This window comes from Saccharomonospora sp., from assembly GCF_027317685.1.
GTDB lineage: Bacteria > Actinomycetota > Actinomycetes > Mycobacteriales > Pseudonocardiaceae > Saccharomonospora.
Genome location: NZ_DAHVQP010000003.1, coordinates 1 through 11,418 on the forward strand (window position 1 = coordinate 1; position 11,418 = coordinate 11,418).

An 11,418-nucleotide genomic window follows, 5' to 3' on the forward strand; every position below is an offset into this window, starting at 1 on the left:
GCTGCTGAACCTATTCAGCGGTGGGGCGCTTTTGCAGCTGTCGGTCTTCGCCACCGGCATCATGCCTTACATCACGGCGAGCATCATCGTTCAGCTGCTCACGGTGGTGATCCCCCGTTTCGAGGAGCTCAAGCGGGAAGGTCAGGCGGGGCAGGGCAAGCTCACGCAGTACACGCGGTACCTCACGATCGCGTTGGCGATTCTCCAGGCGACCGGTGTTGTGGCTCTGGCTGATCGTGGTCAGCTGTTCGTTAACTGCGACCAGCCGGTTCTGCCGGACAACAGCGTGTATTCGTTGACGCTGACGGTGTTGACGATGACGGCGGGCACGGCCGTGATGATGTGGCTGGGTGAGCTCATCACCGAGCGCGGTGTCGGCAACGGTATGTCGCTGCTGATCTTCCTGAACATCGCCGCGCAGATCCCTACCGAGGGTGCCAACATCCTGAGCAACCAGGGTGGCCTGACGTTCTTCTTCATCTGCCTGCTGGCGTTGGCGATCATCGCGAGCGTCATCTTCGTCGAGCAGGGGCAGCGTCGGATCCCCGTCCAGTACGCGAAGCGGATGATCGGCCGCCGCATGTACGGTGGCACTTCCACCTACCTGCCGATCAAGGTGAACCAGGCCGGTGTCATTCCGGTGATCTTCGCGTCGTCGCTGTTGTACCTGCCCGACCTTCTCGGGCAGCTCGTCGGCGACCCGAACCAGGCCTCGGGCTGGCAACGGTTCCTGCAGAACTACGTGACCGATCAGTCGCATTGGGTGCACATCACCCTGTACTTCGCGATGATCATGTTCTTCACGTACTTCTACATCACCATCACGTTCAACGTGGACGACCGCGCGGAGGAGATGAAGAAGTTCGGCGGCTTCATCCCCGGTATCCGCCCGGGGCGTCCTACCGCCGAATACCTCGGTTTCGTGCTCAACAGGATCACCCTCCCGGGCTCGATCTACCTCGGTATCGTCGCGATCCTGCCCAACTTCTTCCTGTCGGTGACCGGCGAAGGGAACAACCAGAACTTCCCGTTCGGCGGAACAGCTGTTTTGATCATGGTCGGTGTCGGACTCGACACCGTGAAACAGATCGAAAGCCAGCTCATGCAGCGTAATTACGAAGGGTTCCTCCGATGACGCGTGTAGTTCTCGTCGGCCCGCCAGGGGCAGGTAAAGGTACGCAGGCAACTACGCTGTCACAGCGGCTCGGAGTTCCTCACATCTCGACGGGCGATCTTTTCCGCAAGCACGTCGGGGAGGAGACGCCGCTGGGTCGAGAAGCGAAGCGTTACCTCGATTCAGGCGAGCTCGTCCCCGATACGGTGACCAACGAGATGGTGCGGGAACGGCTGGCGGAGCCGGACGCCAAGTCGGGTTTCCTCCTCGACGGGTTTCCGCGTAACACCAAGCAGGCCGATGTTCTCGGTGAGATCCTGGCGGAGAACGGTGAGTCGCTCGACGCGGTCATCGAGCTGAAGGTTCCCGAGGACGAGCTCGTGAAGCGGCTTCTGGGTCGGGGTAGGGCCGATGACACAGAAGAGGTCATCCGTCGCAGGCAGCAGGTGTATCGGTCGGAGACCGCGCCGCTGCTGGAGTACTACTCCGACATCCTCGTCACCGTGGACGGCATCGGAGATGTCGACGAGGTTTCCACCCGGGTGCTCGACGCGCTCGGCAAACGTTCGTGAATTCTGGTTCTTGTGTGCAGTATGTTTCGACGTCGGCGAACGATTGAGATCAAGACGCCTGGCGAATTGGACGCGATGCGGGCGGCGGGTCTCGTTGTCGCGCGCACGTTGAGGCAGGTGGCCGAGGCGGCACGTCCGGGTATCAGCACCGGAGAACTCGACCAGTTGGCTGAGGAGACGATCCGGGAAGCCGGCGCGGTGCCCTCGTTCAAGGGTTACCACGGTTTTCCCGCGTCGATCTGTGCTTCGGTGAATGAGCAGATCGTGCACGGTATTCCGTCGACGAAGACGGTGCTTGCCGAAGGTGACCTGCTGTCGGTCGACTGCGGCGCGATCCTCGACGGCTGGCACGGTGACTCTGCGATGACGATCGAGATCGGCGAGGTCTCTGAACGTGACCGGGCGTTGTCCGCCGCCACCAAGGTCGCTATGGCCGCGGGGATCGAAGCTGCGGTCCCCAACGCGCGATTGACCGACATCTCGTACGCGATCGAATCCGCGGCACGCCGCGCGGCTGGTCGGGACGGTATCGACTACGGCATGGTGGCCGAATACGGCGGGCACGGCATCGGACGCGAGATGCACATGGAGCCGTTCCTCCCGAACGTCGGCAAGCCAGGCAAGGGACCGAAGCTGACCGTCGGGATGGCGCTGGCCATTGAGCCCATGCTGACGGGCGGCTCGGCGGAGACCGTCGAACTTGACGACGGTTGGACGGTGATCACCGCCGACGGCTCCCGCGCAGCGCACTGGGAGCACACGGTCGCCATCACAGAAAACGGTCCGTGGGTGCTGACGGCTCCCGAGGACGACGTTTAGCAGGCTGAACGCGGTGCGGTCTTCGACCCTCGGGTCGTCAGAAGCGCGTTTAGCCCGCTAAATGCGTTGAGCCGGGCTCCGAAGACGAGGGGTCACCCACTGGTGTGGCGGACCCCGTGGTCGTGCTTGACATTCGTTGCGTACACTGTTTAGTTGGCGTGCTCTTCACGCCGACTCCACGTGCTCGTCCGATCGGGTCTTGGAGTCGGGGTGATGTGTGTGCCATGCAGGCAAGCACTCGAACGCTCAACCGATCACGAAACGCGGAGTACATGGCGAAGAAGGACGGGGCCATCGAGGTCGAGGGCCGCGTAATCGAGCCGCTTCCCAACGCGATGTTTCGCGTCGAGTTGGAGAACGGCCACAAGGTCCTTGCACACATCGGTGGAAAGATGCGGCAACACTACATCCGCATCCTGCCAGAGGACAGGGTTGTGGTGGAGCTTTCGCCCTACGACTTGTCCCGTGGTCGCATCGTCTATCGCTACAAGTGATCACGGTGAGCGTGGTGGGAGGCGACTCCCGCTAGGGGCGCGCAGCAACTCAGCACGAGCAGGAGAGCAGGAGACGTGAAGGTCAAGCCGAGCGTCAAGAGGATCTGCGACAAGTGCCAGGTGGTCCGTCGCCACGGACGCATCATGGTCATCTGCGACAACCTGCGCCACAAGCAGCGCCAGGGCTGATCGTAGCTGTCGTCAGTGACCTGACAGCCGAACGAACTGGATCCTCCCCGCGCCTGCCGGGTCGTTGTCGACGGCCCGGTCCACCCCCGGAGCTTCGGGCCGGGGCCGGGATACCGCTCGCGAGAGCGAGCGGGTGACGGCGAGTCGTCCCGGAACGGGCAGGGAGCAGACCCGAAGAGAATGAAACGAAGGAGCAAAAGCGCCAATGGCACGACTCGCTGGCGTTGATCTCCCCCGCGAGAAGCGGTTGGAGATCGCGCTGACCTACATTTACGGCATCGGCCGTCCCCGCTCCAGGGACATCATCGCCGCGACTCAGCTGAACCCGAACGCTCGAGTCAAGGACCTCGGCGACGATGAGCTTGCGAAGCTGCGGGAGTTCATCGAGGAGAACTTCAAGGTCGAAGGTGATCTTCGGCGCGAGGTAAACGCCGACATCCGTCGGAAGATCGAAATCGGGTGCTACGAGGGTCTTCGTTGGAGGCGTGGCCTGCCCGTGCGTGGTCAGCGCACCAAGACCAACGCCCGTACCCGGAAGGGCCCGAAGAAGACGGTCGCCGGCAAGAAGAAGGCGGGCCGGAAGTGAGTATCAGCGGCAAACGAGTCGTGCGCGCAGGCGCGGTTCAGCGCCGCGGCTCGAACCGGATGTCGCCCAAGGCCCTCTACGCCCGTCCGATGGCGCTGCGCCAGCTGTACACCGATGCCGGCACATTGATGCGGCGCGGACAGCGCGAAGCCGCGGCAGCTTACCAACAGAACTCGCGCTAACGAGGAGTAGCACTCGACCATGCCACCGAAGTCTCGTACGACGACGACCGGGACCAAGAAGGTCCGGCGTAAGGAAAAGAAGAACGTTGTTCACGGGCACGCCCACATCCGGAGCACGTTCAACAACACCATCGTGTCCATCACCGACCCCAACGGTGCGGTGATTTCGTGGGCGTCCTCCGGTCACGTCGGATTCAAGGGCTCCCGTAAGTCCACGCCGTTCGCCGCCCAGATGGCTGCTGAGAACGCCGCTCGTAAGGCGGCCGAGCACGGCATGAAGAAGGTCGACGTGTTCGTCAAGGGCCCGGGTTCCGGCCGTGAAACCGCGATCCGTTCGCTTCAGGCCGCAGGTCTCGAGGTCGGCACCATCCAGGACGTAACCCCGCAGCCGCACAACGGCTGCCGCCCGCCGAAGCGGCGCCGGGTCTGAGAGAACGGGGAGGAGTAGGAACACATGGCTCGATACACCGGCCCCGCGACTCGCGTCTCGCGCCGGCTCAAGGTTGACCTCGTCGGCAACGACAAGGCGTTCGAACGTCGCCCCTACCCGCCCGGCCAGCACGGCCGTGGCCGGGTGAAGGAGAGCGAGTACCTGCTGCAGCTGCAGGAGAAGCAGAAGGCCCGCCACACTTACGGCGTTCTCGAGCGCCAGTTCCGGCGCTACTACGAGGAGGCTGCGCGGCGTCCCGGAAAGACCGGTGACAACCTGCTGCAACTCCTGGAATCGCGGCTGGACAACGTCGTGTACCGCGCCGGCCTCGCGCGGACCCGTCGCCAAGCTCGTCAGCTGGTCAGCCACGGACACTTCCTCGTCAACGGCGAGAAGGTCAACATCCCCAGCTACCGGGTGTCGAAGTTCGACATCATCGACGTCCGACCGAAGTCCCTGAAGACGCTGCCTTTCGTCGCGGCGAAGGAAGCCTTGGGTGAACGCCCGATTCCTGCATGGCTTCAGGTCGTGCCTTCGAGCCTTCGGGTTCTTGTGCACCAGCTTCCTGAGCGCGCGCAGATCGAGGTGCCGGTACAGGAACAGCTGATCGTCGAGTTCTACTCGAAGAAGTGATCCATTCCCCGCATTCAGCGGGGAGCGGGTCTGCGGCGGCGCCCCGAGTGCGCCGCCGCTACGCCACACCTATCGGCGTCATATGGCGGGCGCCGGCAGGAAAGGAAGAAAGACAGTGCTGATTTCCCAGCGGCCGACTCTTAGCGAGGAGGCGGTCAACGAAACGCGCTCACGGTTCACCATCGAACCGCTCGAGCCGGGCTTCGGCTATACCTTGGGCAACTCGTTGCGGCGGACTCTGCTGTCGTCCATTCCGGGCGCTGCGGTCACAAGCATTCGCATCGACGGTGTGCTGCACGAGTTCTCCACCGTTCCCGGGGTGAAGGAAGATGTCACCGAGATCATCCTGAACCTCAAGGAACTCGTCGTCTCCTCCGAAGAGGACGAGCCCGTCACGATGTACCTGCGTAAGCAGGGCCCCGGCGAGGTCACCGCAGCCGACATCGTGCCGCCGTCCGGCGTCACCGTGCACAACCCGGATCTGCACATCGCGTCGCTGAACGGCAAGGGCAAGCTCGAGATCGAGCTGGTCGTCGAACGCGGCCGCGGTTACGTGCCCGCGCTCCAGAACAAGCAGGCCGGCGCGGAGATCGGACGGATTCCGATCGACTCGATCTACTCGCCGGTGCTCAAGGTGACCTACAAGGTCGAGGCAACCCGTGTCGAGCAGCGCACCGACTTCGACAAGTTGGTGCTCGACGTGGAAACCAAGCCGTCCATCACGCCGAGGGACGCCGTCGCGTCGGCGGGTAAGACACTGGTCGAGCTGTTCGGTCTCGCACGCGAGCTAAACGTTGATGCCGAGGGCATCGAGATCGGCCCGTCGCCGCAAGAGGCCGACACCATCGCGGCCTACGCGATGCCGATCGAGGACCTCGACCTGACGGTGCGGTCGTACAACTGCCTGAAGCGCGAGGGAATCCACACGGTTGGCGAGTTGGTGTCTCGGAGCGAGGCCGACCTGCTCGACATCCGTAACTTCGGCGCAAAGTCGATAGACGAAGTGAAGATGAAGCTCGCCGGTCTCGGCTTGACGCTGAAGGACAGCCCGCCCGGATTCGACCCCACGACTGCTGCGTCCACCTATGCGGGTGGAGGCCAGACCTGGGGTGCGCAGACCTCGCCGGGCCTTCCGGATACTGGCCACGACGACGGCCAGGACTACGCAGAGACGGAGCAGCTGTAAGTGGTCTTGCGGCTGCGAAGCTGAACGAGGAGAACCGATGCCCACCCCGACCAAGGGAACCCGTCTCGGCGGATCGCCTGCGCACGAGCGGTTGATGTTGGCAAACCTGGCGACGTCGTTGTTCGAGCATGGCAAGATCACGACGACTGAAGCCAAAGCCAAGCGCGTGCGTCCGCTCGCCGAGAAGCTGATCACCAAGGCCAAGAAGGGTGATCTGCACAACAGGCGTCAGATCATGCGGGTGATCCGCAACAAGGACGTCGTGCACAAGCTGATCGCGGAGATCGGGCCCTTCTTCGTCGATCGCAACGGCGGTTATGTCCGCATCACCAAGACGCTGCCACGCAAGGGCGACAACGCCTCGATGGCGGTGCTTGAACTGGTGTCGGAGAAGACGGTCACTTCCGAGGCTGAGGCGGCGCGGAAGACCAAGTTCGCCAAGGACACCGCTGCTGAGGCACCTGCTGAGGAGCCGAAGGCGGAGGAGAAGGCGGACGAGGCCAAGGCCAAGGCCGAGGCCGCTTCCGTTGCCGACCAGGACGCTGAAGCTCCGGAGTCGGCCACCAAGGACGCCACGGACGAGCCCGCTGAGGGCGCGGACAAGAAGGACGAGTCCTGACCGAGCCGAATTCGCGTAGCGAGCCCGCCCTCCCTCACGGGAACGGCGGGCTCGCTCGTCTGCGCATCGACTTGAGCTACGACGGCACAGACTTCTCGGGGTGGGCGCGTCAGCCAGGACGTCGCACTGTCCAGGGAGTGCTCGAGGACGCCCTGGACAAACAGCCTCCAGGTGCGTCAATCGCCGGCCCGGTAGTAGTAGCAGGCCGCACCGACGCAGGAGTCCACGCCACTGGCCAGGTAGTCCATGTAGACGTGGAGCGTTTAGCGGGCGAAACGCGTTTCCGGATGCCGGTTTCGGCAGACGGTCTTCCGGATCTTGAGCGGGCACGTTACCGCCTGAATCGTGTTTTGCCGGCGGATGTTCGTGTTCTCAACATCCGCCGGGCTCCGGCGGGATTCGATGCGCGCTTTTCGGCCGCTAAACGTCATTATCGATACCAGGTGTCAGACGCACCCTGGGGAGTTGATCCGCTGCGGAGGCGCGACACGTTGGCTTGGGCGCGGCCTTTGTCCGTTGACGCGATGAACGAGGCTGCGTCTGCGTTGCTGGGTTTGCACGATTTCGCCGCGTTCTGCAAACGACGAGAGGGCGCCACCACCATACGCGAGCTTCTAGAACTCCGATGGCGCCGCGTGGGTGAGTATGAACTCCGCCTATCCGTATCCGCAGACGCCTTTTGTCATTCAATGGTGCGTAGCTTGGTCGGTGCCCTTCTCTGGGTCGGTGATGGGCGACGTGACACGAGCTGGCCCTTGGAAGTCTTACGCAGCCGACAACGAAGTAGCGTTGTCGCGCCCCCGCACGGATTGACATTGGTGAGGGTCGACTACCCGCCGGATGACGAGTTGGCGTCGCGAGCGGAGATAACACGCAACATTCGTGATGAGTCCGATGTGTCCCGGCGCGACTGAGCTTCACGCACTTCCTTCAGGATTTTGGTGTAGTCTCCTGAAAGCTTTTCGGCAGTGACGACAACGAAGTGCCACCCTTCCGCTGTCAGTCGTTTCCTGCGCGCCTTATCCTGGCGAATCTGCCTGCTTTTTCTGTGCCATTTGCCATCGTATTCAATTGCCGTCTTCGTCTCAGGAAGAGCAAGGTCCAGGCGGGCCATTTCACGTCCATTCTTCATGATGGAGTACTGAGGAACGGGGACGAATCCGCCGCTTTCGAGCACCACTCGGAGCTCCGATTCCGGTAGTGACTCGGCGCGTGGGTCGATCATCGACACTGCGGCGCGTGCCAGCCTTATTCCACGGTTTCGTCGCCCCCTCAGGGCGCGCCGTAAACGTTTCGGTGTGACCAGGCCAGCGCGTATAAACGCATCGACATCAGGCACTGCGATGCGGAGTCGCCGAACCCAGCCATAGGTCCGTGGTGAGAGACGCAAAATCAAATCCAGAGCTATGCGCCAGGGTCGCGCAATACGAACGCCGTTCCAGGTCCGGAACTCCGATTTTTTGACAGCCGTGCGGCGAACGTGGATTCCTTCGATAGGGCCGAAACGGTATTGCTCAGGAACAACGAATTCCACCGGGTCGTAAGGTTTGGCGAGCTCGACACCGAGCACTGTCGCAGCTGAACGCCCTGTCAGCACTGCTTGTTTGGGCACGATCAAAGCCGCTCCCCGGCAGCGGAGCTCGTGAGTCACAGGAAGATGTGCGGGGACGTAGACATCCTGAAACAACCTCCGAAACTTTGGTCCACGCAATTCCGCGTTGGTCACGTAGCCGGCTGCCCGGGCAGCGGATCCTCGGAAAACGTCGTTGAGGTTCACTGTCGTCTTCATGGCCACAGCTTCTCTTGCTTGCCGGCTTCTCATGCTTATTACTGGCAAGTTGTGGATAACTACTGGGAACGGTCCCAGTTATCCACAGATTCTTGTGAGCCTGTTGACAACCTTGACTTCCGAATTGGAGAGGGTCCACGCCCAGGAAAAAGGGCGCGTTTAGCCTGCTAAACGCGCCCCTGGCGTGGACCGGGTCAGTCGCCTCGGCGGATCGGGCCGAGGATTTGTTGTTCCTTGGACGTAGTGACGAGCCGGAGTGGGCGCCACAAGTTACGCCCCAACGCCACCACTTGATCGTCTTTCAGGGTCGTCAACTGCCGCATCATCTGCGGTGGGAGACGCCAGATCCGGGCCGCCAACTCCGCCTGTCCTTGAGGCAACCGTTGCATCAGTACGAGATCAGCGGCGTTGGCCAATGCCCCCGCCTGCGGATGCAGATACGGAAGCACATACACCGTCGTCTGCCACGGTGACCTCGGCGGGAACAAATCCTGCGGGGTAGGTCCGCCGTCGAGGACGACGAGCAACGGTGCGTCCTCGGACGGGCGCGGCAACTCCACCGGCGACAGCCGACGAATCTGCACCAAGGGTGACGGCTGCCCGTTCGGCTGTTGTCCCGCCGCGTTCGACAACACGTGCCAGGCTGTCGGCCGCCCCGTCGAGATGACGACCCACGCCCCGACGGCCATTGCGCGCATGGCCACCTGCCGCGACAGGTACAAGCCACCCACGAGGACAATCCTCGTCGGAGCAGCCCGCAGCGCGGACACTGTCAGAGGCTCGCCCTGCAGGCCTGAGCCGAGCACGATCCCACCACGGTCACCGGACGGGCTGATTGCATCGAGCAGAGCCGGATCGACCACGAACTCCGGCGCCACACCCAGCGCCTTGTTGACGTCGTGCACTCGTGCGCTCATACGGTGCCTCCTATCGGCAGTGTCGCGGCGTAACCGGCGGCCTGGCGGCCACGCAGCGGCGTCAACGTCACACCGATACGTTCCGAGATGCTCGTCAGCCGTTGATCGCTGGCATCGAGCTCACGGGGGTTGCGTGCACTGATCCGCACAACACCTCGCAGTCCGATTCGGTTCTCCTCTTCGGACGGCGAAATGGACATAGTCACTGTGGCCGACAGTGCCCGAACACTGGTCAAAGCGTTGAGACCCGTGCTGATCTTCCCCTTGGGCCAACCCGTGATGGCGTAACTGGCATGGCCGATACCTGCCGCGGTGACACCCGCCCAGCGTTCCTGCATCCGCACGCGGGTGTCGGAGCCAGCCACGCCGGTGAGTTCCGCCGCCGAGATACCGGCACGGAGCAGTTCATCAGGGCTCAACGGCCGTGTCGGTACGCCGTGGGACTCCAGCGCGTTACGCACACGCGACAGCGCACCGATCAATGCCCTGTGCGCACCCGTGACGCCGCCACCGCGCTCCCTCACCGCAGTCGGGCACCGTTTGGGGTCGAGCCGGATGGACACCCAGGTGGTGCGTCGAGCTGCGGCTGGAAGCGGGCCCAGGACCTCCATGTATGACGCCAGCGCGGGCGAATCGGCAGGGAGTGCAGCGCTTCCGGGGTAGGAGTGCCAGGTTATCTGGATGGAGTCCAGCACTACGCCACGGTCTTCGAGACACGGGGCGAGAGCGGACAGCGGCAGACTCGGTGCGCCTCCCGCCTGTGTGATCAGTGCGGGCGTGGGTTCCACGAGGAGAACCGCTGTCCAGGTCCCGTCGTGGTGGGCGAAGCCGACCTCTTGGTGCTCGTGGTCCTTCCCCTGCGCGACCACGAGGTCGGGCACGGCGAGTCGGAGAAGGCTGACGCGAGCATCCTCCGGTCCGATGACTTTGTCGTCGTCCTCCGCGGCGAGTGCTTCCACGCTTGTCGGCGCGGGCGGAACAACCACTCGATCGTGTGAGCGGAGGGTGTAGCGCGTCGTCAGTCCGGCCCACTGGGTGAACCATTGGCCGCCCCAGCGCAGGAAGGCCAGGGCGAGTGCCACCGCGGCGACACCGATCGCGACATAGACGAGCGAGTCGTTGATCGCGATCAGGAGCAGGCCTATCGCGAGACCGATCTCCAGCAACACAAGGTTGGAGACCGGAAAAGGCCCGAAGCTGGCGCCGAACGTGCGACGCCGAGCTGGAGGCACGACCTTCGGGGTCGATGACGGTGCCGATGGCTTCGAGGCGCCTCCGGGCTCCTCAGGCCCTCCAGACCCTCCCGGGCCGCCAGGTCCACCCGGCCCCCCCGGCCCGCCTGGTCCATTCGGGCCACCCGGACCACCAGGTCCACCCGGACCGCCCGGACCGCCCGGTCCACCTGGCCCGCTCGGACCGCCCGGTCCACCCGGGCCGCCAGGCCTGACGGGTGCGTTCGGGCCACCCGGCCTGGCAGGCGCATTTGGGCCACCAGCGGGCCCCTGTGGGCCACGAGGACGGCCGGGACCGCCGGGTCCACCACCGGGCCCGGGAGGTGTGCCCTGCGGCCCGCGTGGGCCAGGGCCTCCACCTGGACCTCCAGGAACTCCCGGTCGTCCCGGCCCCTGAGGCGGGCCCGGTGGACGCCCCGAAGGAGGCTGGGACCCCTGCGGCGGGCCCGGCGGACGTGGAGGAGTGGTGACGGACATCCGCTCGTTCTCTTCCCCTTGTGCCTGCAACTGAGCTGAAAGCCGATCCCCGGCGACTTGCACACTAACCGGAGTTGGTAGAAACCAACACCGAACGGTCCCCGTACGGCTATCCTGCGGAACCGTACCGCGAGTGGGAGAGCTGTAGGTCAAGAATGCCGTCAACACCGACAACAAAG

General features: G+C 63.8%; 15 protein-coding genes. 12 read left to right on the top strand and 3 right to left on the bottom strand.

The features are described 5' to 3' along the window. The 12 genes from secY to truA all read left to right on the top strand — a co-directional run. Positions 1-1,135: preprotein translocase subunit SecY (gene secY, locus M7H19_RS00135; RefSeq protein ID WP_298175565.1), on the top strand; the 1,135-nt coding region annotated here is incomplete at its 5' end. Further along, positions 1,132-1,686 carry an adenylate kinase gene (locus M7H19_RS00140; RefSeq protein ID WP_298175567.1) on the top strand — a complete coding sequence of 185 codons (555 nt, stop codon included), beginning with the start codon at positions 1,132-1,134 and terminating at the stop codon, positions 1,684-1,686. The genes secY and M7H19_RS00140, both read left to right, overlap by 4 nt. Before the next feature lie 21 nt (positions 1,687-1,707). Further along, positions 1,708-2,505: a type I methionyl aminopeptidase gene (gene map, locus M7H19_RS00145; protein ID WP_298175569.1), complete on the top strand. Its 798-nt coding sequence runs from the start codon at positions 1,708-1,710 to the stop codon at positions 2,503-2,505. A 272-nt stretch (positions 2,506-2,777) separates the two neighbouring features. Beyond that, the gene (gene infA / locus M7H19_RS00150; protein WP_298175571.1) at positions 2,778-2,999 is read left to right on the top strand and encodes a translation initiation factor IF-1; all 222 of its coding nucleotides are present in this window, start codon (positions 2,778-2,780) and stop codon (positions 2,997-2,999) included. 75 nt (positions 3,000-3,074) lie between these two features. Next, complete coding sequence (rpmJ, locus tag M7H19_RS00155; protein WP_005453284.1) at positions 3,075-3,188, top strand: 50S ribosomal protein L36; 114 nt, start codon at positions 3,075-3,077, stop codon at positions 3,186-3,188. A gap of 205 nt (positions 3,189-3,393) precedes the next feature. Next, entirely contained in the window at positions 3,394-3,774 is a 381-nt protein-coding gene (gene rpsM / locus M7H19_RS00160; RefSeq protein WP_298175575.1) for a 30S ribosomal protein S13, read from the top strand. Beyond that, positions 3,771-3,956 carry a hypothetical protein gene (locus M7H19_RS00165; RefSeq protein ID WP_298175577.1) on the top strand — a complete coding sequence of 62 codons (186 nt, stop codon included), beginning with the start codon at positions 3,771-3,773 and terminating at the stop codon, positions 3,954-3,956. The genes rpsM and M7H19_RS00165 overlap by 4 nt, the downstream gene beginning before the upstream one ends. Before the next feature lie 19 nt (positions 3,957-3,975). Further along, entirely contained in the window at positions 3,976-4,386 is a 411-nt protein-coding gene (gene rpsK, locus M7H19_RS00170; RefSeq protein ID WP_298175579.1) for a 30S ribosomal protein S11, read from the top strand. A gap of 24 nt (positions 4,387-4,410) precedes the next feature. Further along, complete coding sequence (gene rpsD / locus M7H19_RS00175) at positions 4,411-5,019, top strand: 30S ribosomal protein S4 (RefSeq protein WP_298175581.1); 609 nt, start codon at positions 4,411-4,413, stop codon at positions 5,017-5,019. A gap of 115 nt (positions 5,020-5,134) precedes the next feature. Continuing rightward, entirely contained in the window at positions 5,135-6,205 is a 1,071-nt protein-coding gene (locus tag M7H19_RS00180; RefSeq protein ID WP_298175583.1) for a DNA-directed RNA polymerase subunit alpha, read from the top strand. A 37-nt stretch (positions 6,206-6,242) separates the two neighbouring features. Then, on the top strand, positions 6,243-6,824 hold the full coding sequence (gene rplQ, locus M7H19_RS00185) for a 50S ribosomal protein L17 (protein ID WP_298175585.1): 582 nt from the start codon (positions 6,243-6,245) through the stop codon (positions 6,822-6,824). Next, complete coding sequence (gene truA, locus M7H19_RS00190) at positions 6,821-7,738, top strand: tRNA pseudouridine(38-40) synthase TruA (RefSeq protein WP_298175593.1); 918 nt, start codon at positions 6,821-6,823, stop codon at positions 7,736-7,738. The genes rplQ and truA overlap by 4 nt, the downstream gene beginning before the upstream one ends. Here the strand turns inward: truA and M7H19_RS00195 are convergent. From M7H19_RS00195 to eccE, 3 genes are all read right to left on the bottom strand, one after another. Continuing rightward, a complete protein-coding gene (locus M7H19_RS00195) occupies positions 7,654-8,613 on the bottom strand; it encodes a hypothetical protein (protein ID WP_298175587.1) in 960 nt (319 codons plus the stop codon). The genes truA and M7H19_RS00195 overlap by 85 nt on opposite strands. 194 nt (positions 8,614-8,807) lie before the next feature. After that, the gene (locus M7H19_RS00200) at positions 8,808-9,530 is read right to left on the bottom strand and encodes a hypothetical protein (RefSeq protein WP_298175589.1); all 723 of its coding nucleotides are present in this window, start codon (positions 9,528-9,530) and stop codon (positions 8,808-8,810) included. Further along, positions 9,527-10,762: a type VII secretion protein EccE gene (gene eccE, locus M7H19_RS00205; RefSeq protein WP_298175591.1), complete on the bottom strand. Its 1,236-nt coding sequence runs from the start codon at positions 10,760-10,762 to the stop codon at positions 9,527-9,529. The genes M7H19_RS00200 and eccE overlap by 4 nt, the downstream gene beginning before the upstream one ends. Positions 10,763-11,418 lie beyond the last annotated feature (656 nt).